The organism is Devosia sp. Z6_126, from assembly GCF_058133495.1.
Window position 1 is genome coordinate 506,447 of the sequence record NZ_JBYUNO010000003.1, and the last position, 21,189, is coordinate 527,635.

20 protein-coding genes and 1 pseudogene are annotated in these 21,189 nt (G+C 62.5%); 9 read left to right on the plus strand and 12 right to left on the minus strand.

The window, feature by feature from the left end; genetic code table 11:
* Positions 1-53: 53 nt before the first annotated feature.
* The 3 genes from AC3YOG_RS14705 to AC3YOG_RS14715 all read right to left on the minus strand — a co-directional run bounded on the left by AC3YOG_RS14705 (position 54) and on the right by AC3YOG_RS14715 (position 2,139).
* Positions 54-875, minus strand: a complete 822-nt coding sequence (locus AC3YOG_RS14705; RefSeq protein WP_489935611.1) for an alpha/beta hydrolase — start codon at positions 873-875, stop codon at positions 54-56.
* Entirely contained in the window at positions 876-1,514 is a 639-nt protein-coding gene (locus AC3YOG_RS14710; protein ID WP_172124162.1) for a DsbA family oxidoreductase, read from the minus strand.
* 82 nt (positions 1,515-1,596) lie between these two features.
* Complete coding sequence (locus AC3YOG_RS14715) at positions 1,597-2,139, minus strand: tryptophan-rich sensory protein (protein ID WP_489935612.1); 543 nt, start codon at positions 2,137-2,139, stop codon at positions 1,597-1,599.
* 144 nt (positions 2,140-2,283) lie between these two features.
* Here AC3YOG_RS14715 and AC3YOG_RS14720 point away from each other — a divergent pair, with 144 nt between their 5' ends.
* On the plus strand, positions 2,284-2,499 hold the full coding sequence (locus AC3YOG_RS14720; protein WP_489935613.1) for a SlyX family protein: 216 nt from the start codon (positions 2,284-2,286) through the stop codon (positions 2,497-2,499).
* Positions 2,500-2,512: 13 nt separating this feature from the next.
* Here AC3YOG_RS14720 and AC3YOG_RS14725 read toward each other — a convergent pair whose 3' ends face one another.
* Together AC3YOG_RS14725 and AC3YOG_RS14730 are read right to left on the minus strand one after the other, a co-directional pair.
* Positions 2,513-2,689 (minus strand): aa3-type cytochrome c oxidase subunit IV, encoded by a 177-nt coding sequence (locus AC3YOG_RS14725; RefSeq protein WP_127753998.1) that lies wholly within the window; start codon positions 2,687-2,689, stop codon positions 2,513-2,515.
* Positions 2,690-2,730: 41 nt separating this feature from the next.
* Entirely contained in the window at positions 2,731-4,539 is a 1,809-nt protein-coding gene (locus AC3YOG_RS14730) for a M3 family oligoendopeptidase (RefSeq protein ID WP_489935614.1), read from the minus strand.
* Positions 4,540-4,743: 204 nt separating this feature from the next.
* On the opposite strand from AC3YOG_RS14730, the gene AC3YOG_RS14735 reads away from it, so the two are divergent.
* The 4 genes from AC3YOG_RS14735 to dxs all read left to right on the plus strand — a co-directional run bounded on the left by AC3YOG_RS14735 (position 4,744) and on the right by dxs (position 12,143).
* Entirely contained in the window at positions 4,744-6,228 is a 1,485-nt protein-coding gene (locus AC3YOG_RS14735; RefSeq protein ID WP_489935615.1) for a sigma-54-dependent transcriptional regulator, read from the plus strand.
* Positions 6,229-6,447: 219 nt separating this feature from the next.
* Positions 6,448-8,133 carry a L,D-transpeptidase family protein gene (locus AC3YOG_RS14740; protein WP_489935616.1) on the plus strand — a complete coding sequence of 562 codons (1,686 nt, stop codon included), beginning with the start codon at positions 6,448-6,450 and terminating at the stop codon, positions 8,131-8,133.
* Positions 8,134-8,396: 263 nt separating this feature from the next.
* Positions 8,397-10,082, plus strand: coding sequence for a peptidoglycan L,D-endopeptidase MepK (gene mepK / locus AC3YOG_RS14745; protein ID WP_489935617.1), 1,686 nt, complete (start codon positions 8,397-8,399; stop codon positions 10,080-10,082).
* Between the two features lie 123 nt (positions 10,083-10,205).
* A complete protein-coding gene (dxs, locus tag AC3YOG_RS14750; RefSeq protein ID WP_489935618.1) occupies positions 10,206-12,143 on the plus strand; it encodes a 1-deoxy-D-xylulose-5-phosphate synthase in 1,938 nt (645 codons plus the stop codon).
* A gap of 49 nt (positions 12,144-12,192) precedes the next feature.
* On the opposite strand, the gene AC3YOG_RS14755 is transcribed toward dxs, so the two are convergent.
* A complete protein-coding gene (locus AC3YOG_RS14755; protein ID WP_127754004.1) occupies positions 12,193-12,453 on the minus strand; it encodes a DUF2312 domain-containing protein in 261 nt (86 codons plus the stop codon).
* A gap of 223 nt (positions 12,454-12,676) precedes the next feature.
* Here AC3YOG_RS14755 and AC3YOG_RS14760 point away from each other — a divergent pair, with 223 nt between their 5' ends.
* From AC3YOG_RS14760 to AC3YOG_RS14770, 3 genes and pseudogenes are all read left to right on the plus strand, one after another.
* Entirely contained in the window at positions 12,677-13,297 is a 621-nt protein-coding gene (locus AC3YOG_RS14760; RefSeq protein WP_489935619.1) for a DUF1036 domain-containing protein, read from the plus strand.
* A gap of 20 nt (positions 13,298-13,317) precedes the next feature.
* Positions 13,318-14,754 (plus strand): pyruvate kinase, encoded by a 1,437-nt coding sequence (pyk, locus tag AC3YOG_RS14765; RefSeq protein ID WP_127754006.1) that lies wholly within the window; start codon positions 13,318-13,320, stop codon positions 14,752-14,754.
* Positions 14,755-14,806: 52 nt separating this feature from the next.
* Positions 14,807-14,935: pseudogene (locus AC3YOG_RS14770) on the plus strand (winged helix-turn-helix transcriptional regulator); the annotation flags it as partial.
* Positions 14,936-14,965: 30 nt separating this feature from the next.
* Here the strand turns inward: AC3YOG_RS14770 and corA are convergent.
* Positions 14,966-15,937 carry a magnesium/cobalt transporter CorA gene (gene corA / locus AC3YOG_RS14775; protein ID WP_172124174.1) on the minus strand — a complete coding sequence of 324 codons (972 nt, stop codon included), beginning with the start codon at positions 15,935-15,937 and terminating at the stop codon, positions 14,966-14,968.
* Positions 15,938-16,167: 230 nt separating this feature from the next.
* On the opposite strand from corA, the gene AC3YOG_RS14780 reads away from it, so the two are divergent.
* Positions 16,168-16,824 (plus strand): glutathione S-transferase family protein, encoded by a 657-nt coding sequence (locus AC3YOG_RS14780; protein WP_172124176.1) that lies wholly within the window; start codon positions 16,168-16,170, stop codon positions 16,822-16,824.
* Between the two features lie 87 nt (positions 16,825-16,911).
* Here the strand turns inward: AC3YOG_RS14780 and ykgO are convergent, their stop codons facing one another.
* The 5 genes from ykgO to AC3YOG_RS14805 form a co-directional block, all read right to left on the minus strand.
* Complete coding sequence (gene ykgO, locus AC3YOG_RS14785; RefSeq protein WP_046139985.1) at positions 16,912-17,037, minus strand: type B 50S ribosomal protein L36; 126 nt, start codon at positions 17,035-17,037, stop codon at positions 16,912-16,914.
* 172 nt (positions 17,038-17,209) lie between these two features.
* Positions 17,210-18,229, minus strand: coding sequence for an ABC transporter ATP-binding protein (locus AC3YOG_RS14790; RefSeq protein WP_489935620.1), 1,020 nt, complete (start codon positions 18,227-18,229; stop codon positions 17,210-17,212).
* Positions 18,229-19,212 carry an ABC transporter ATP-binding protein gene (locus AC3YOG_RS14795; RefSeq protein WP_489935621.1) on the minus strand — a complete coding sequence of 328 codons (984 nt, stop codon included), beginning with the start codon at positions 19,210-19,212 and terminating at the stop codon, positions 18,229-18,231. The genes AC3YOG_RS14790 and AC3YOG_RS14795 overlap by 1 nt, the downstream gene beginning before the upstream one ends.
* A gap of 48 nt (positions 19,213-19,260) precedes the next feature.
* Entirely contained in the window at positions 19,261-20,175 is a 915-nt protein-coding gene (locus tag AC3YOG_RS14800) for an ABC transporter permease (RefSeq protein WP_127754011.1), read from the minus strand.
* Positions 20,175-21,098 (minus strand): ABC transporter permease subunit, encoded by a 924-nt coding sequence (locus tag AC3YOG_RS14805; RefSeq protein ID WP_172124182.1) that lies wholly within the window; start codon positions 21,096-21,098, stop codon positions 20,175-20,177. The genes AC3YOG_RS14800 and AC3YOG_RS14805 overlap by 1 nt, the downstream gene beginning before the upstream one ends.
* Positions 21,099-21,189 lie beyond the last annotated feature (91 nt).

A 21,189-nucleotide genomic window follows, 5' to 3' on the forward strand; every position in this document is an offset into this window, starting at 1 on the left:
TAATGCGTTCATAACGCCGCTCCTTTCGGGGCGGCGTTATGCTTTTGGGCCCTTCAGCCTCCGGCTGCCGGCACCACCCGCTCAAAGAACGGCCGCGCATGCTCGGGCCAGATACCCCGCTCCCACAGGTCCACATGGGTCCCGCCCGGCTCGATCCATAGCTCATCCTTGTTGGGAACAAGCTCGTATAACCTCTCGCCATTGCTGACATCGATCGTCGTGTCCGCAGTCCCATGCGCCACCAGCACCGGCTCGGCCACATCCACGATCCACTCATTGACGGGGAACTGGTCCTGCATCACCCAGTACACCGGCAGCATCGGATAGCGCTCCCCGGCCACCGTCACCGCCGACAGGAACGGCGTTTCCAGCAGCAACGCCGCCGCATCCCGCTCACTCGCGACATAGGTCGACGGCCCCGACCCCAGAGATCTGCCCCAAATTACAACGGGATAGCCTTTGCCCGCCGCCCAGTCGAACGCGGCCAAGGCGTCGGTTAGAATGCCATCCTGGCTCACCGAACCAGGGGAAGCGGGGAAGCCGCGATAATCAAATGCTAGGAACCCGAAGCCTTCCGAGCCCCATTGTGCGAAGCGCTCATGCTCGGCCGAAAAGCTGCCGCTATTGCCCTTGTAATAAACGATCAGCGGCTTGCCCGGCTCAGGCGCCTTGTACCAGCCATTGACCACACCATCGCCTGAGGGAATCGCCACCACTTCGGCCCCAGCGATCCCCGCCGCCTCGAGTGGCGTCACCTCCCCTTCGAGGAAGTACTGCAGGCTGCGCTGGTTGAAATACATATACCCAACAACCGCGGCATAGCCGAGCACCACCAGCACCGCCAGCCCGGCAACCAATCTCCCAACAATCCGCATCTAGAACTCCGAAATGGTCTTGTCCAAGGCCTGGGCGAACACCTCAGGGGGCTGCGCACCGGACAGGGCATATTTCTCGCCGAACACAAAGAAGGGCACCCCGGTAATGCCTTGGGCTGCCGCCTGCTCAGCCAACTGCTGGGTGATTGCCAGCTCATGCTCATCATTCATGGCATCAAGCGCATCGCCCCGGTCAAAGCCGAACGAGGCCGCAATGTCGGCCAGCACATTGTCGTCAAAGATCTGCCGGTGCTCGAGAAAATAAGCCTCGGCTATGGCATTGGCCAATTCGTGCTGAATGCCGAGCGGCTTGCTCAACCGGGTGATAGTGTGGGCCTTTGCCGTCGGATACATCCGCGGCTGGCGGGAGAGATCAAGCTCGATCCCTGCCTTGAGCGCTTCGCTTTCCACTCGCTCCCACATCTCGGCAGGATCACGGCCATAACGCTGGCGCAGCATTTCGCCAACATCCACGCCCTCGGCCGGCGTATTGGCATCGAGGTAAAAGGGATGATTTTCAATGATGACGTCGATGTCGTCAGGCAGCGCCGCCACGGCCTGATCGAGCCGAGCGGAGCCGACAAGGCACCAGGGGCACACGACATCGGTGAACACATCAATTTTGAGGATAGGTGACATGGCAAATCCTTGAGCCAACGCGGCCCGTTGTTTGCCATCATGTCGCGCGAAATGGAGCGGGGGACAATCCCACTGCCATCAATTACGCGTCGCCGCCCTGGGTGACCGCAAATGGCGGCGACCAGCCGCCGGCGACAACGCCAAATCCAAGCACGGCGCCAAAGCCCAGCCACGCGAGGCCGGGCAGCACCAGCAGCGTGGCGCGCCCCGATACGCTTGCGGCACGCCCGGCGGCGGCCAGACCGATCAGCATCAGCACCATGGAAACAACCGTGCTCATGAAGGGATCGGCCACGGTCAGCAGGAATGGTGCAAGGATCGCGCCGACCATCAACGCAACAATCCAGCGCGCCGCTGAGCGCCCTTCATAGCCACGCCCGGCCACCAGCCACCGGGCAGCGCCCCAAAGCGGCAGGCTGATGGCAAGCGCCAAAGCACCCGTCCACTCCGGTAGGCTCAATGGCGCATGCAGTACCGGCTGGACACCAAGCGCCTCGGCAGCACCATAGGCAGCAACCAGACCCAGCAGCGGGAGGGCAGCGCTCAGTCCCGCGCCAATCCCGTCATGCCGATCGGCATCGAGCAGCGAAGGAAAGTTGTGGGTAACTGCCGTGAAGGTGGCCATTTTGGCTCTCACTGGTTGCTAAATTCTTGCAAACCAATGGCGGCGGGGCCCTAGGAGTTCCTTTTTGGGAAACACGCCCTCGTGAAGGGACCGTTAACGCCCGTCCATCTCATGCCGTGCTGGCATACTTCCCGGGAGAATATCGTGACGACCGAACTCGATACGTCGGCGCGTCTGGAGGCACTGGAAACGCGTGTCGCTTTCCAGGATCAGACCATCGAAGACTTGAATGCCACCATTACCGAGCAGTGGCGCGTGATTGACGGGCTCACCCGTCGGATCACCGTGCTGGAGGAGCAAGTCCGGTCGGGCGGCTTTATTGCCGATCCCCGCACCGACCCCCCTCCTCCGCACTACTAGAGCAGGTTGCCGCTTACGGCCTCACGAAGATGTAGAGCAGCACGATCACTGCCGCGATCGAGATCGTGGTCCACTTCACCAGCGTCACAAAGCGCGCATAGGTCGACTCATGCTGGGAATAGTCCATCGCCGATTCATGCTGAAGCGGTGGATGCAGGTGGGAATGGGCTGGGTGGTCTTCTGCGGCCATTTGGTCCTCGAAATTCGTCGTGTTCATCTGCCCGGAGGCGTTCAGGGGCTCGTGCTTTCCAGCTCGTCGATCAGTCGCTCGATCATGCCAAGTCCCAGCGACCAGAACTGCGGATCCTTGGCATCAAGCCCGAATGGCGCCAGCAGTTCCGTATGGTGCTTGGATCCACCAGCCTTCAACAGCTCGAAATACCGCTCCGCAAAGCCCTCGTCGGCCTTCTCATACTGCGCGTAAAGCGAGTTCACAAGGCAGTCACCGAAGGCATAAGCATAGACATAAAAGGGCGAGTGGATGAAGTGCGGCACATAGGCCCAAAAGATATCGTAACCCTCATTGGGGATGATCCCCTCACCCAGCGATTCCTTTTGCACTTCCAGCCAGATGGCGTTGATTTCCTCAGTGCGCAGCTCACCCTGCCGACGTGCCGTGTGCACCCGGCGCTCGAACGTGTAAAAGGCAATCTGCCGCACCACCGTATTGAGCATGTCCTCCACCTTGGAGGCTAAGAGGGCAAAGCGCTGCTTGGGGTCGGTGGTCTTTTCCAGCAGGTACCGGAAGGTCAGCATCTCACCGAAGACACTCGCCGTCTCGGCCAGGGTCAGCGGCGTATTGCTCAGTATCGGCCCCTGCGCCGCCGCCAGCCTTTGATGGACACCGTGACCCAACTCATGGGCGAGCGTCATCACGTCCCGCGAGCGGCCCATATAGTTGAGCATCAGATAGGGATGCGCACTCGGCACCGTGGGATGAGCAAAGGCGCCCGAGAGCTTGCCATTGCCCACTGGAGCGTCGATCCATCCACTATCGAAAAACGGCGCTGCGACTTCCGCCAGGTCAGGCGAAAACCGGCCATAGGCCTCCAGCACGGTAGATTTGGCGGTTTCCCAATCAAAGGTCCGCTCGTCGCTCGTCGGCAAGGGCGCATTGCGGTCCCAGGCATTGAGCTGGTCCTTGCCGAACCACTTGGCCTTCATCTTGTAGTAGCGGTGCGACAGCCGGGGATAGGCCTCCTGGACGGCGGATTGCAGCGCATCCACCACTTCGCGCTCCACCGAATTGGCCATGTGCCGGCTGTCGGCAATGTCCTCAAAGCCGCGCCAGCGATCGGAGATTTCCTTGTCCTTGGCCAGCACATTGGTGATGTGGGTGAACAAGCGTCCATTCTCGCGCAAGGTCTTGGCCAAGGCATGGAAAGCGCTTTCGCGCCGCTTCTCCTCGGGCTCGGACAGCAGATGCAGCGTTTCCTCGAGCTTGAGCACTTCCCCATCGACCTCGAATTCGAGGCTGGCCATGGTCTCGTCGAACAAGCGGTTCCAGGCTGAAAAGGCCGTGACCGACTTGTCGTGGAACAGCTCCTCAAGCTTTTCGTCGAGCTGATAGGGCTTGGCCTTGCGCAACTCGGCGAACCAGGTGCGGTAACGCGCCAGTTCCGGATCGCGCTCGAACGCCGCCTCAAGATCGGCATCCTCGATGCGGTTCAACTCGAGCTCGAAAAACAGAATGCGCGTGGAGAGATCCGTCAGCGCCTGGTTGGTGTCGCCCATGAACTTCGCCCGGTCGGGATCGGTGGATCGCTGCGCATATTGCAAAAAGGCGAACGAGCCGATGCGCCCGCTCAGATCCGCCAGCGCTTCGCTGCGCTTGATCACATCGGTGAGCTTGCCCGCCCGGGTTAGCTCCGCGAGCTTGCCCTTGTAGTCGCTCTCAAAGCGCGCGGCATCATCCTTGGCCTGCTGCAAGGCGGCGGCAAACTCAGAGCTCTCGCGTCCCGGGTAAAGATCGTTGAGATCCCAGACCGGCAAGGTACCCAATTGATTGTGCCCCTTCTGGCTCGCGGCTTGTTCGGTCATCGGGGTTCTCCAGCGCGGTTCTTGGTGAGGGGCGGACCATAGCCAGCACGTCATGGGATGAAAAGGGGGCCCTCGCCGCCTATCGTGCCAGCCGCAATATGGCGCCCCGCCATTATGATTAATGCTGTCTTAATTTGCCGGCCGCATACTTCCACAAAACCGCACAGCGCGATTCGAGCGCCTGGCAAGAGAAGTGGATTTTGCATGACGCGTGTTCTGGTGGTCGACGATGACCCGGTGCAATTGCGGCTGACGGCCGAAGTCGCCAATCAGGCCGGCTTCAAGCCACTCACCGCAACCAGCGGCGAACAAGCCCTGCAGATCTTGCGCGAAGACCCCAATCTGGGTGCGATGATTCTTGACCTGGTAATGCCTGACCTCGACGGCATGGCCGTGATGGAAACCATGCGCCGGGAAGCTCTTTCCACGCCGGTGATCGTGCAGACCGCCAACCCGTCGCTGGAAACCGTGGTCAGCGCCATGCGCCACGGCGCCGTGGACTATTTCGTCAAGCCGGTCGCCCCCGAGCGGCTGGTGATCTCCTTGCGTAACGCCATGAAGCTGGGTGCGCTGGAAGCGGCGATCCGTGCCGAACAAAGCCGCCGCGCCGGGACCTTCTCGGCTGCCGACCTGATCGGCCGCGCTCCCGCCATGACCCGCGTCCTGACGCTTTGCGGCAAGGCGGCCCGCAATCCCATACCCGTGCTGATCGAAGGCGAAACCGGCGTCGGCAAGGAATTGATCGCCCGCATCATCGGGGGCAGCGGGGATCGGGCCGGCAAGCCATTCATCAGCGTCAACTGCGGCAGCATTTCCCCTTCCCAACTCGACGCCGTGCTTTTCGGCTTCAAGAAAGGCGCCTTCGCCGGTGCCCTGGCCGATACCCCCGGCAAGTTTGCCGAAGCCCATACCGGCACCATCTTCATCGATGAAGTGGGCGAACTGCCTCCCGCCACCCAGGAGCGGCTGCTGCGCGTTCTCGCCGATGGCGAAATCGTACCGCTGGGCGCCGGGCGCCCCGAGCGCGTCAATGTGCGCGTGATCTCGGCGACCAATCGCCGCCTGCTCAATCTGGCCAAATCGGGCGAGTTCCGAGAGGACCTTTATTATCGGCTCAACGTGCTGCCCATTTATGTGCCCCCGCTCCGGCAGCGGCTCGAGGACATTCCGGCTCTGGTCAACCACTTCCTCGCGCGCTTTGCCGCTGAAGCTGGCAAACGCATCCTCGGCATTTCTCCCGAAGCTTTGGAACTGCTCGCCAGCTATCCTTGGCCCGGCAATATTCGCCAGCTGGAAAACGTCGTTTATCGCGCGACCGTGCTTTGCGAGGAAGCCTTCCTCGAGCCCGCCGATTTCCCCCAGATCATGGCCCATGCTCAAGGGCGCGACGCCGCCATTCTTTCACTCGCGGCCATGCCGGTGCCTGCCGCGCCGGTTCACATCGATAACGCTCCGCCGCGCCAGCGCGAAATGCTCGAAACCAGCCCTATCGAAGACCGCTTCCTCGATGAGTCGGGCAATGTGGCGGCTCTGGCCGAGATCGAACGCGCCTTGATCGTTTTTGCCATCGAGCACCATGGCGGGCGCATGTCTCGTGTTGCCCGCGCACTCAAGATTGGCCGCTCGACCCTTTATCGCAAATTGCATGAATATGGCCTCGCGGAGCAGTTGATTAACGACGCCGCTTAACCGCATAGCTTCGGCAGAATGGCGGATCGCCGGGCGATTGTGGACCTTTCCACAAGGCCTTGCAGACCGTTGCACCATAGCCACATCGCTCGCTCACAACATTGCGAGTGATTGTTCCTGTTAACATTTGATGCTTATGCTTTCGATGTATGGGGCGGCCCGCCGGACCTTGGGTTGAGGCACGGTTGGGCTGCGTAACGCCTCGTACACGGAGCACAAATGCACAAGATCCTGGTTTGTTTTCTCGCCGTTGCTGCCGCCAACGCCCCTCTTCCCATCCTGGCGCAGGATGTAGCGAGTATCACCCCAACCCGGATTGTCATCGCTCCCGCGCAAAGCGCATTGGCGCGAACCATCAAGGCCAGCCTGTCCGCCGCCTATACAGCCAATGGCCGCGGTACCGCGGCCTATGCCGAAGCGCAGAAGCTCTACTTTCTTTATGGCGAGCGCTATTTCGAGCCAATCTGGCTGAGCGAACAGGCCAATGGGCAGGTCGTGTTCTCACCTGCTGCCCAGCAGATCCTCGATCTGTTTGCCCGGGCCGAGTCCGAAGGGCTCAATCCCGCCGATTATCTCACTCCTGACCTGCAGCTTCCCGCAACGGGCGGGGATCCTGTCGCCATGGCGGCGCTCGAAACCGCGTTTTCTGCCGCGACCCTGCGCTATGCGACCCACATCTATACCGGACGCGTCGCTCCTCGCTCCGTCGATGCCAACCTCGATATCGAGCCCAAGACCCTTGATGCCGGCGCCCTCCTTGTGGAACTGGCGGCCAGCAAGGATCCGGCCAAGGTGCTGGCCAAGCTCGAGCCAACCCATCCCGAATTCCTGGCGCTTAAAGCGGCACTGGCCAAGTTCAACGACAATGCCACTAATCGTCCCGCCCCCATTCCGACCGGGGTCGTGCTCAAGGCTGGCATGACCGATGAGCGCCTGCCCCTGATACGCCAGCGGCTGGGCCTCGTGGCCGATGCGTCCCTGGTTTACGACCAGGGCGTGGTGCAGGCGGTCAAGGATTTCCAGCAGGGCCTGGGTCTTGAACCTGATGGCGTCGCTGGCCCTGCCACGGTCGCGGCCCTCAACGGCGGCAACGCCGCCACCCGCGAGCAGATCATCGCCAATATGGAGCGCTGGCGCTGGATGCCGCGCGAGCTCGGCAATTTCCACGTCCTGGTCAACATTCCCGAGTTCCGCCTGTCCATCAACCGGGACGGGGCGGAAACCTATACGACCCGCGTCGTCGTCGGCACGGTCAAGAACCAGACGCCGGTATTTTCCGACAACATCCGCCACATCGTGGTCAATCCCTATTGGAATGTCCCCAGTTCCATCGTCAAAGGCGAGATTGCGCCCAAGACCTGGCGGAACCCGGGCTATATCGACGCCCAGAACATGGACCTGATCTATAACGGCGACGTCGTTAGCCCCTGGCAGGTGAACTGGTCCGCGGTCGGCAACACGTTCCCCTTCAAGGTGCGTCAGCGCCCCGGCCCTAGCAATGCCCTGGGCCAGATCAAGTTCTTGTTCCCCAACAAGCACGATGTGTATCTACACGATACCCCGTCAAAGGCTCTGTTCAGCCGCTCGCAGCGCGCTCTCAGCCATGGTTGCGTGCGGGTGCAGAACCCGATGGAGTTTGCCGACGCGCTGATGGCCAACGAAACCAAGATCAGCCGGGCCTCGCTCGAAGCGATGTTTGGCTCCAGCGAGCGCTGGGTGAACCCCGAGCAACAGATTCCTGTCCATCTCAGCTATTTTACCCTACGGCCCCAGGCCGACGGCAACCTGCAATCCTATGGCGACATCTACGGCCACGACACCAAGCTGATCCAGGCGCTCGGCTTGTCGCCCGCAGCGCTCCCTCAACCGGTGATGGCCGAAACCATTGCCGATGTCGGCCCCTGAGCCGCACAACACCATCTCTGATCAGGCGCTGGCAGTTTCTGCCGGCGCCTTTTTTTCGGCTGGTTTCTACCCTGTTCCCCGTCGAGCCGAGCGCCCCTTAACCGCTCGTCAACATTTTCGCCTTGGTTCGGCCCGGATTTTGTCCTTAAACATTGGCGTGAGTGGCCGCCATCGTGTTCGAGTTTTGTTAGCGTTAATCAAACTCTAGTCACTTGGCCGGTACGATCCGAAATGCAGATAGCTTCAACCGGGCAGTGTTTAGTGTGGCGGTAAAATCGGATAACCTGGCCCTTCGTGGCACTCGACTCCTGGCAGCAGCGCTGCTGAGTTTTTCGCTCCTGATCGGCCAGGCCGCCGTGGTTCCGGCCAATGCCGCCTCCGAGCGCAGCCTTTATCTCTACTACACCCACACCAAGGAAACGGCCCGCATCGTTTTCAAGCGCAACGGGCAGTATGTGCAGTCCGGGCTCAACGAGCTCAACCGCTTCCTGCGCGATTGGCGTCGTAACGAACCAGCCAAGATGGACCCACGCCTGTTTGACCTGGTTTGGGAAGTCTACCAGGAAGTGGGGGCCACCCAGCCCATCAACATCGTTTCCGCTTATCGCTCGCCCGCGACCAACAAGATGTTGCGCCAGACCTCCTCCGGTGTTGCCGAAAACTCCCAGCACACCAAGGGCCATGCCATGGACTTCTTTATCCCGGGCATTTCGCTGTCCAAGCTGCGCGCCGTCGCGATGCGCAAGCAGGTCGGCGGCGTTGGCTATTATCCCAGCTCGGGCAGCCCCTTTGTTCACCTTGATACTGGTTCGGTCCGCGCCTGGCCACGCATGACCCGTGCGCAGCTCAAGGACGTGTTCCCCGATGGGCGAACCATGCACTTGCCTGCCGATGGCAAGCCACTGTCGCAGGAAGGCTATCGCCTCGCCCAGGCCGAATGGCAACGTTGCCGCGCCGTGCCGTGCGGCAATGGCGGCTCGGGCACTCAGGTGGCCAGCGCCGGCAATTCTTTGGTCGACATGTTCTTTGGCGGCAACAAGGGCAACAACCAGCCCGCGCCTAGGCCCGCCCCCGCTCCGGTGCAGGTTGTATCAGTAGCTGCGGCCGCTCAGTCCCCGCAAGCGGCTGCCCGTGTCGCCGTTGCTCCTCCCATTCCAATGATGCGGCCGGCGAGCATGTCCGCGCCTGCCTCGAGCACGGTCGCCGTTGCCGAACAGGATGTGCCGGTGCCCTTCTCCACAGTTGGCAGCGCCCCCTTGGCAGAAGCAGAACTTGTCACCGCCTCGAACGCACCAGTGCCGGCCACCAAATCGCCTACCCTCATGATGGCGACCGCCTCCACTCTGCCAGCGGGCAATGGCGAAACCGCCGTGGTCGCCCTGGCAGCGCTGAGCCAGCCTTTCCCGCATCCGCCGCTCCAGGCCGGCCGCTCGTCTGAGCCTGACATGATGACGGCTTACCTGCCGCCCCTCGGCCAGAACGGCCAGGCACAGGACATGCTCCAGCAACTCATCGAGCAGGAAACCGCAGCCCAGGTTGCCGCCGCCCCCGTGGCCCCGGTTCCCAACCTGCCCCCTCTGGGCGCCGCCGGTGTGAAGACCGCCTCGCTGGGTGGCGAGCCCGCCCGAGACTCCACGGCATCGCTTTTTGCCTCGACCTTCAACTCGGTTCAGGGGCAAAGCGAACCTGTCGCCAAGGCGCTCGCCGCCATGATCGCCAAGGACGAGGCTTCTGCCGCGGCAACGCCTGCCGCATTGACGGCCCCCGATCTGGAGCATGCCGCAGCCCTTCTGGTCGCGCCCGCGCCGCTGTCTTCCGATCACTTCGCCTTGATTGAAGCCCAGTCGCGCGATGTAGATACGGCAACGGCTCTGGCCCCTGCGGTGGCGCTATCCCCCAGCAATGCGCCGCTGGCCGTGACCCATACGCGCTTTACCGCGTCCAATTAGCCTCACCCGCCAGCCTCTCCACAACCAGGGAGAGGCTGGCTGAGGCACGCCGGCTTGTTGCAAAGCCTCTCGGCGCCCCGTAAAACCTTGAGCTATCTTTTAGTTCGGCAAAGGAAGCCAGCATTGGCCGATAAGCCATCGACGCCCCTGCTCGATACCGTTCAGACCCCCGCCGAACTCCGCGCCCTGCCCCGCGAGGATTTGCGTCAGCTTGCCGATGAGTTGCGCGCCGAAGTCATCGACGCCGTTTCGGTGACTGGTGGTCATCTAGGCTCCGCCCTTGGCGTCATCGAACTCACAGTCGCCCTCCATGCCGTGTTCGACACGCCCCATGATCGACTGATCTGGGACGTCGGCCACCAGGCTTATCCCCATAAGGTTCTGACCGGCCGCCGCGATCGCATCCGCACCCTGCGCCAGCGTAGTGGCCTGTCCGGGTTCACCCGCCGTGCCGAAAGCCCCTATGATCCCTTTGGGGCCGGGCATTCCTCCACCTCCATTTCTGCCGGTCTTGGCATGGCTGTCGCCAGCGATCTTCAGGGCACCAAGCGCAATGTCGTGGCCGTGATCGGCGATGGCTCGATGTCCGCGGGCATGGCTTATGAAGCCATGAACAATGCGGGCGCCATGGATGCCCGCCTGATCGTCATTCTCAACGACAACGACATGTCGATCGCCCCGCCCACCGGGGCCATGAGCGCCTATCTGGCACGCCTCGTGTCCGGCCCGCTTTATCGCGGTGCCCGCGAAGCGGCCAAGACCATCGCCAAAAAGCTCCCTTCGTTCCTGCACGAACCCGCGCGCCGCACCGAGGAATTTGCGCGCGGCATGCTGACTGGCGGCACGCTTTTTGAGGAACTCGGCTTTTACTATGTGGGCCCCATCGACGGGCACAATCTCGACCACCTCCTGCCGGTGCTCGAAAATGTGCGCGATGCCGATGAAGGCCCGATCCTCATTCACGTCGTCACCAAAAAAGGCAAAGGCTATGCCCCCGCCGAGGACGCGGCCGATAAATATCACGGCGTCTCCAAGTTCAACGTGATCACCGGCGCCCAGGCCAAGGCGCCATCCAATGCGCCCTCTTACACCAATGTCTTTGCCCAATCCCTGATCCAGGAGGCAGCCGAAGACCCCAGCATCGTGGCGGTCACCGCCGCCATGCCTTCGGGCACTGGGCTCGACAAGTTTGCCGAAATCTATCCCAGCCGCATCTTTGATGTCGGCATCGCGGAGCAGCACGCAGTGACCTTTGCGGCCGGCCTCGCCACCGAGGGCATGCGCCCGTTCTGCGCGATCTATTCGACCTTCCTGCAGCGCGCCTATGACCAGGTGGTCCATGACGTGGCCATCCAGGGCCTGCCGGTGCGCTTCGCTATCGATCGTGCCGGCTATGTCGGCGCCGATGGCCCCACCCATGCCGGCAACTACGACGCCGCCTATCTCGGCGCCATTCCCGGCATCGTGCAAATGGCCGCCGCTGACGAAGCCGAACTCAAGCACATGGTCGCGACGGCGGTGGCTTATGACTCCGGCCCGATTACTTTCCGCTATCCGCGCGGCGATGGGGTGGGCGTCGATATGCCCGAGCGCGGCATCATCCTGCCCATTGGCAAGGGCCGTATTGTTCGCCCCGGCAGCACCATCGCCATTCTCTCATGGGGCACGCGACTTGCTGAAGCTCTGGCCGCTGCCGACCGGCTCGCTGCCCTGGGGCTCACCCCGACCGTTGCCGATGCGCGGTTCATGAAGCCGCTAGACGAGGAACTCGTCACGCAGCTCGCTCAAAGCCATGATGTGATGCTGACGCTGGAAGAAGGCTCGATCGGCGGCTTTGGCAGCCATGTCGCCACCTTCCTCGCCAGCAATGGCCTGCTTGATGGCAAGCTGCGCTTCCGCCCGCTGATGATCCCCGATCGTTTCGTGGAACACGCCACTCAGGCTGATATGTATGCCGATGCCGGCCTTGACCGCACCGGCATCGTCACTGCAGCACTTCGGGCTCTTGGATATGACGAAGCCGCCATGGCGGCGGCTATCGGGTCTATGGCAATTCGGTAATGGATCGGGCCCTGCCGCCGACAAGCTCGGCGGCGGGCCGGTTCAGGCCTCAGTCTTCCGGCGGTGCCGCCACCATGCCCAGCGCGCTCATGTAAAGCTCCAGCAGGGCTTCCTGCTCCATGCGCTCATTGGCATCCTGTTTGCGGATGCGAACGATCTGCCGCAGGATCTTGACGTCAAAGCCATTCCCCTTGGCCTCGGCATAGATTTCCTTGATGTCGGCGGCGATGGCTGCCTTCTCTTCTTCCATGCGTTCGATGCGCTCGACGAACGCCCGGAGCTGGTCCTGGGCAACACTATCTTCGGCCATAAAAACATCCTTCTCGCTTTAACCCTGCTTCAAACAGCAGCACAGGTTCGGGTTCAAGCGCTTTCGCCGCCAATCCACACCTGCGTCCCTGGGCCGCACGCCGCTGCGGGCCCGAGCATTGCTCTGCAATACGCGGCCTATTTCCGCCCAAAGGCTTGTTTATGCATTGACCTATTGGTCACCATACGCTCAAACACCAACGGTCCTCCCGATGTATTCCGGCATGCTCCTGTACCTCTTTCGCCTTAGCTTGACGCTTGTCGGCGCGCTGGTTTCCAGCTTCCTGCTGTTTTCCGCACCGGCTCGCGCCGATCTGCGCATCTGCAACGAAACCGCCAATCTGGTGTCCGTGGCGATCGGCTACCGGGCTGAGCGCGGCTGGATGAGCGAAGGCTGGTGGCAGGCTCCGTCCGGTGATTGCCGGGTACTTTACCAAGGCGATCTCGAGCGGCGCTTTTATTACATCTATGCTGTTGATGATATTGGCGGCGGCGCCTGGGACGGCGCGGTCTTCATGTGCACGCGTGACGAAACCTTCACGATATTCGGGGTTGAGGATTGCCTCGCCCGGGGCTATGAGCGCACCGGGTTCTTTGAAATCGATACCCAGAACCAGACGGACTGGACCTTGCAGCTGACTGAAAACATGGGCGCTCCCGATGTGGTGGGCCCGGACAGCCAGGAAAATCTGGAAGACCCGGCCCTTGTGGTTGATCCGGATGACGTGACCATCGATGCGCCGGCGGCCTCCCCGGGTTCACCTGCCGCCAAGTCGGTCCCGCCCCCGGATGCGCCCCCGGCTTCGGACCCGGCGCCGACGGATCCTCCGCCGGCGAACCAGTAGTTTAACCGAACGGACACGCTATGAGACGTATGCGACGTGTGAAGATCGTGGCGACCCTCGGGCCCGCCAGCCACGACGAAAAGATGATCGAGGAACTGGCGCGCGCCGGCGCCGATGTGTTCCGCATCAATATGAGCCACGCCAGCCACGAAGTGCTGCACCAGACCGTGGCGCGCATTCGCAACGTCGAAAAAACCCTAAACCACCCGCTTGGCGTTTTGGTCGACCTGCAGGGTCCCAAGCTGCGCGTGTGGAAGTTCGCCGAAGGCAGCATCCAGCTAACCGCCGGCCAGAAATTCATCCTTGATAGCTCCGATACGCCCGGCACCGTCGAGCGCGTTTACCTGCCCCACCCGGAAATCATCGAAAGCGTTTCGGTGGGCGACCGCCTGCTGCTCGATGATGGCAAGCTCCAGCTGCGCGCCACCAAGGTTGGCGACGGCGCCATCGAAACCGAAGTCGTCTATGGCGGCAAGCTGTCGGACAAAAAGGGCGTGTCCCTGCCCGATACGCTCCTGCCCACTGGCGCCCTGACCGAGAAGGACCACAAGGACCTGCTCGAAGGCCTCAAGGCCGAGGCCGACTGGATCGCTCTGTCCTTTGTGCAGCGCCCCGAGGACATCATCGATGTCCGCAAGATTGTCCAGGGCCGCGCGGGCGTCATGGCCAAGATCGAAAAGCCCCAGGCCATCGATCGCCTCGAGGAAATCATCAAGCTGTGCGACGCCATCATGGTCGCGCGCGGCGATCTGGGCGTCGAGCTGCCGCTTGAAACCGTACCGGGCCTGCAAAAGCGAATGATCCGCATGTGCCGTCGCTACGGCAAGCCCGTGGTGGTCGCGACGCAGATGCTGGAATCGATGATCACCTCGCCCGTGCCGACCCGCGCCGAAGTCTCGGACGTGTCGATTGCCGTGTTCGAGGGCGCCGACGCGATCATGCTCTCGGCCGAATCCGCCTCGGGCCAGTACCCGGTGGAAGCGGTCGCGACCATGAACAAGGTCGCGGTGGCAGTGGAAAGCGACGCCAATTACCGCGGCATCATCCGCGCCGCCCAGACCGAACCGGAGGCAACCGCCGCCGACGCGATCTCGGCTGCTACCCGCCAGGTCGCCGAAACCCTCGATCTCGCGGCGATCGTCACCTACACCGCCTCGGGCTCCACCGGCATCCGGGCGGCCCGCGAGCGGCCCTCCAAGCCCATCATTCTTCTCTCGCCCAATCAGCGCACCATCCGGCGCATGTCGATCTGTTGGGGCGTACATTGCGTGCAAACCGAAGACGCCGCGAGCCTTGAAGACATGGTCGATCGCGCCTGCATCATCGCCTACCAGGAAGGCTTTGCCCGCCCTGGCGACCGTATCGCCATCACCGCCGGCATTCCCCTGGGCACGCCCGGCGCCACCAATATGCTGCGCATCGCCTTTGTCCGCCAGGACGGCGCCGGCTCCAGCTAAGCGCGCGACACGGCACCACAACAAAGCCCGCCATTTGGCGGGCTTTTCTTTTAAGGTCGACCGCATCGTCACCAAGCTCGTGCACCACCAGGTGCCACCCAAGGTCGAATACGGGCTAACAGCGTGGAGCCAGTCGCTTTGCCCCGCCCTCGACGCGCTGCTGCAATGGGCCGAAGCCAGGCGCCCTGAACATCTGGCGTTCCCTAAAACCCTAAAGCCAACCCTTGCGCTTGAAATACAGGAACGGCAGCAAGGCCGACAGCACCATCAGCCCAATCGCCCAGGGATAGCCCAGCTGCCAATGGAGTTCGGGCATATGCTCGTAGTTCATGCCATAGATCGACGCCACCAGGGTTGGCGGCAGGAACACCACGGCAGCCACCGAGAAGATCTTGATGATCTGGTTCTGCTCGAGATTGATCATGCCCAGCGTCGCATTGAGCAAAAAGTCCAGCCGGGCCGACGATGCCCGTGCATGCTCGCCCAGCGAAGTGGCATCGCGTTGGATCAGTCGAACCAGATAGCGGCTTTCCTTGTCGTCGGACGTGTCCTCGACTGCCGAATAATAGGTCACGAGCCGCGACATGCTCACCAGGCTTTCCTGGATCATCGTCAGCAGCTCGGCCTTCTGCCCGATCTGGGAAATAACCTTTTCGAGGCTGCGCGTCTTCTTGTTGGCCTTGGCCTTGGTGGTGTTGAACACCTCGTGGGACAAATTGTCGGTCTCGTTGCCAATCCGCTCCAGCGCGTCCGCCGTGCGGTCAATCATCGCTTCGATGAGCCCGAGCATGATTTCCTCGCCCGAGCCGTGCACTGCCCCCTTCGCCCGCTGCGCCCGGTTGGTGTAGGCCAGGAAAGGTGTGGGCTCGGCGTAACGGACAGTGACCAGGGAATTGTTCTTGAGGATGAAGGTGATCGGCGTCTTGATCGGCGTTTCCGTGTCCAGATGCGCCAGACCCGTGAGGGTCATGAAAATCGCGCCATCTTCCATATAAAGCCGGGCCGAGAGCTCAATTTCCTCCATCTCGGCTCGGCTGGGCACGTCAACGGCCAGCAGCCGCTCGACCTCCTGCACGTCCGTGTCACTCGGGCTGATCAGGTCGAGCCAGATCGGCACGACGCCGGTGTGCCCGCTTTCAAAGGGCACCAGCCGATCCTGGGTCCGGGTATAGATGCGCAGCATGGCAGCTCCTCGTTCTGGGTGGTGAGCTTAACGGACAAACCAGTGCCTGCTCGAGGGTGAAACGAACGGCGCCTCGAAGCGCTCCTGCCGCGCGAGCATCATTGTCGTCCGGCAGGCGCCTGCTGCGTCCTTGGAGGCCACCAGCAAGGGAGAGGCATGTTGTCCCCATCCGTCCGGCCAATTACGCTCCGTGCCTATCTAGCGCGTCCTCAACCCGGTCCCGGCCTGCCATGATCCCCACCATCACCGCCTTTGCCGATTCTCCTGACCAAGGTGCGGGCCTCGCTCGCGACATGCGCGTGCGCTGGGCGCTCGAGGAAGTGGGCCAGCCCTACCAAGTGCGCCTGGTGTCCTTCGCGCAAATGCGCGCGCCCGCCCATCTGGCCCTCCATCCCTTCGGACAGATCCCGACCTACGAGGAGGGCACGCTCACCCTGTTCGAATCGGGGGCCATCGTCCTGCACATCGCCGAGCAGCATCCCGGCCTCCTCTTGCCCGAGGAACCGGGCGCCCGCTCCCGCGCCATCACCTGGATGTTTGCGGCCCTCTCAACGGTCGAGCCGCCCATCGTCGAGCTCGAAGTCGCCGAACTCCTTGAACGCAACGAGAGCTGGTCGCAGCAGCGCCTACCGCTGGTGAAGGATCGCATCCACCACCGGCTGCGCCAGCTTGCTGCCTTTCTGGGCCCCAAGGACTGGCTTGATGGCGCCTTCAGCGCCGCCGATCTGATGCTGGTGCATGTGCTGCTGCGCTTGAGCGGAGCCGGCATCCTCGAGGATTATCCCGATCTCTGCTGCTATCTCGCCCGCGCCCAGGAGCGACCGGCTTATCGGCGCGCCTTTGCCGCCCAGCTCGCCGTCTTCACCGCAAGCCAGCCCTCAACCTGACGCCGGGGCTGTTTTCGGTCCACAGCCCAAAAACAACAAAGCCCGCACAAGGCGGGCTTTGCAGAAACTTGCATGAGCAAGCAGATCTTAGCCCTGGCGGGCCTTGAAGCGCTTGTCCACCTTGTTGATGATGTAAACGCGGCCGCGACGGCGGACGAGCTTGTTCGCGCGGTGGCGAGTCATCAACGCCTTCAGCGAGTTGCGGACTTTCATCTTGATATCCTCGGGTCAAACAAAAGGGGCGCCTAGGCGCCCGGAACTTGCGGGCATTCATAGGGATTTCCCCCTGCCCTGTCAACGCGGCACAAGCAGAGTTTTCACCCTCTTTTCACCGCTTTGCGCACCCCGGCAAGCTCGGCAAGCCGAGGCGCCGATTCCCTTGAGCCTAGTGCCCCAGCACCGCATCCTCGGGCACCCCGATCTCGCGCCAGCGATGGCAGGCAACGAGCCGCCCATCCTCGATGGTTTCGAGCACTGGCCGCTTTTCCGCGCAATAAGGCTTGGCGAAGCGACAGCGGGTGCGGAACGGGCAGCCTGAAGGCGGATTGATCGGTGAGGGGATTTCCCCCCGCAGGGCATCCACATTGCGTTGCCGCGCCAATTTGGGGTCCGGAATGGGCACGGCCGTCAGCAGCGCCCGCGTATAGGGGTGCTTGGGATCCTCATAGATCTCATCCCCGGTTGCCAGCTCCACGATTCGCCCGAGATAGAGCACAAGGATGCGGTCGGACACATGCCGCACCACGCTCAGATTGTGCGAGATGAAGATCAGGGTCAGCCCGAACTCTCCCTTGAGTTCGGCCAACAAATTGAGGATCTGCGCTTGGATCGACACGTCGAGCGCCGAAACCGGCTCGTCGCAGACAATGAGCTTGGGCTCGGTGATCAGCGCCCGCGCAATGCCGATGCGCTGCGCCTGCCCGCCCGAAAACTCGTGCGGATAGCGGTTGATCATCTCGGGCAGGAGGCCCACCGCCGCCATGATCTTGAGTACGCGGGCCCGCCGCTCGGCCTTGTTGAGCTCGGGGCGCAGCGTGCGCAGCGGATCGGCGATGATGTCGCCCACAGTCATGCGCGGATTGAGCGACGCCAGCGGGTCCTGGAAGATGATCTGCAGGTCCTGCCGGCGCTTGCGCATCTCCTCGGCCGGCACCCGGGTCAGATCCTGCCCCAGCCACAGCACCTGTCCCTCGTCCGGCGCAATCAGCTGCAGGATGCAGCGCCCGAGCGTTGACTTGCCGCAGCCGCTTTCCCCCACAATGCCAAGGGTCTCGCCCTTGCGGATGGAAAAGTTGATGTTCTCGAGCGCCGTCAGCGTCAGCTTGCGGCTGAATAGGCCGACGGAAATGGAGAAGGTCTTTTTGAGATCCTTGATCTCGAGGAGGTTGATCGGGGTCTGGTCCATCAGGCGACCTTTCCATAGGCCATCGGGCCTTCATAAAAGCAGGCTTTCTCGCGCCCATTGCCGGTATCCATCAGCGGCGGGCGCTCTTCGAGGCACCGGTCAAAGCAGAACGCGCAGCGCGGATTGAACGAGCAGCCCTTGGGCAGGTTCTCCAGGCTTGGCGGCAGCCCCTGGATCGGGTCGAGCCGCTCGGCCCGCTTGGCGATATGGGGCGTCGAATGCAGCAGCCCCAGCGTATAGGGATGGCGCGGATGGTAGAACAAATCGTCCACCGTGCCCTTTTCCACCGCCCGGCCGCCATACATCACCATCATGCGGTCGGCGACCCCGGCAACGACTCCCAGGTCATGGGTGATCAGCACCAGCGACGTGCCGAAATCCTCGGTCAGCGTCTTGAACAGCTCCAGCATCTGCGCCTGCACCGTCACGTCGAGCGCCGTGGTCGGCTCATCGGCAATCAGGATCTTGGGCTGGCACAGCAGCGCCATGGCGATCATCACGCGCTGCCGCATTCCGCCCGACAGCTCATGGGGAAAGCTGTTGGCGCGCTTTGCCGGTTCAGGAATCCCGACGCGCTCAAGCATGTCGACGGCGGCGCGGGTGGCGGCCTTCTGCTCGAACCCGCGATGCTTGACCAACACCTCGGCCAGCTGCGTGCGGATGCGCAGCGTCGGGTTGAGTGAGGTCATCGGGTCCTGGAAGATCATCGCGATGTCCCGGCCGCGATAGCGGTCGAGCTCATTGGGTCCCAGCGCCAGCAGGTCCACATCACCCATTATGGCGCGCCCCGACGCGCGCCCGTTCTTGGCCAACAGGCCCATGATCGACAGAAAGGCCTGGCTCTTGCCCGAGCCGCTTTCCCCCACCACAGCCAGCGTTTCACCCCGCGCGAGCGTAAAATTCATCTCGCGCACCGCCTGCACTTCGCTTTCGTGCAGCGCGAAGGTGACCGACATATCCTGGACGTCAAGTACGTGCTTCATTTCAATACAGGGCCTTTCTGGCGCGCCGGGCACGAAGCCGGGCAGCGCTTAGCGATCCTTGGGATCCAGCGCATCGCGCAGGCCATCCCCGATATAGGTGAGGCAAAGCAGGAGGGTGACCAGCACCACCGCCGGGCCGATCAGCATCCAGGGCAGCGTTTCCGCCACGGGCGAGCCGAACGAGATCAGCGTTCCAAGCGATGTCTGCGGCTCTTGCACCCCCAGCCCCAGATAGGAAAGGAAACTCTCCGTGAGGATGATTTCCGGGACGGTCAGCGTCGCATAGATCACCACCGGGCCGGTCAGATTGGGCACGATATGGCGCATGATGATGGTCCAGGGCTTGGCCCCGCCCGCCCGCGCCGCCTCAACGAACTCCCGCTCCTTGATCGACATGGTCTGTCCACGCACGATCCGCGCCATGGTCAGCCATTCCAGGCACCCGATGCCCACAAACAGCAGCACGGGATTGCGCCCGAAGATCACCACGAGAATGATGACGAAGAGGATATAGGGCAGCGCGTACATGATATCGACAAAGCGCATCATTACCGCGTCGACCTTGCCGCCGAAATAGCCGGCGACCGCGCCATAGATCACTCCGATCACCACCGAAACCAGCGTAGCAACGCCGGCCACGATCAGGCTCATCTGCGTGCCCTGCATGATGCGGGCCAGCATGTCGCGCCCGTTCTGGTCGGTGCCTGCAAAGTGCCCGTTCTCGAAATTGGGGGGCTTCCTGATCGCGCTCCAGTCGATCTTGTCATAGGTCCAGGGCAGCAGATACGGGCCGACAAAGGCGAAGAGGATGATGAAGCCGATCAAGAAGATCGACACCACCGCCGCCTTGTTGCGCACGAGGCGCCGCATCGCATCCTGCGTCAGCGACCGCCCCTTGGGGCCGTCCTCCAGCGCCTTGGCATAGTCGGAAAGAATGGCGTCCTTGCCTGTGATGCCGGCCATCAGCGCAACCTCACCTTGGGGTCGAGCCAGGCATAAAGCAGGTCAACCACGAGGTTCACGGCCAGAATAATAAACATGTACAAAATGGTCGTTCCCAGCACGAGGCCGTAGTCGCGGTTGAGCGCGGCGCTGATGAAATACTTGCCGATCCCCGGCAGTGCGAAGATCTGTTCCACAACGAGCGAGCCGGTCAGCAGATAGCTCAACCCCGGCCCCAGATAGGACACGACGGGCAGGAGCGCCGGCTTGATGGCGTGCCGCGCCAGGATCAGCCGCGTACCCAAGCCCTTGGAGCGCGCGGTGCGTACATAATTGGTGCCCAGCACCTCGATCATCGAGCCGCGCATCAGCCGCGCCGTACGTCCGGCATGGGGCAGCACCAGCACCGCCACGGGCAGCACCAGATGGGCGATCGAGCCGTTCTGCCAGCCGCCCGCCGGCAACCAGCCCAGATACACCCCGAACACCAGCTGCAAGATGCTGCCGATCAGGAAATTGGGCACCACGAGCCCCACCATCACCAGCATGACGAGCAGGTAGTCAGGCCACTTGTTCTGGTTCACCGCAGAGATCGCGCCCGCGATCAGCCCCACCACCGTGCCGATGATAAAGGCAGTGAAACCCAGCATCAGCGTGAAGGGCAGGCCGATCCACAGCATCTGGGACACCGTGAAGTCGTTGTAGACCATCGACGGGCCGAAATCGCCCTGCAGCAGCCGGCCGATATAGATGAAATACTGGCTGATCAGCGGCTGGTCGAGGTTGTAGTGAGCGCGCAGATTGGCCAGCGTCTGGGGCGGCAATGCGCGTTCGCCGTCAAAAGGACCGCCCGGGGCCAGCCGCAAAATGAAAAAACACGCCGTCACGGCGATCAGCGCCACCGGCAAAGCCGACAGCACGCGCCGCAAAGCAAATCCGAACATGGGTGAACCTTTCTGGTCCCCCGCAGCAGCACCGCGGTGCGCTCGAGGCGGAGGATGCCGGCGCCACTCGTGGGCGGCGCCGGCGCTAGTG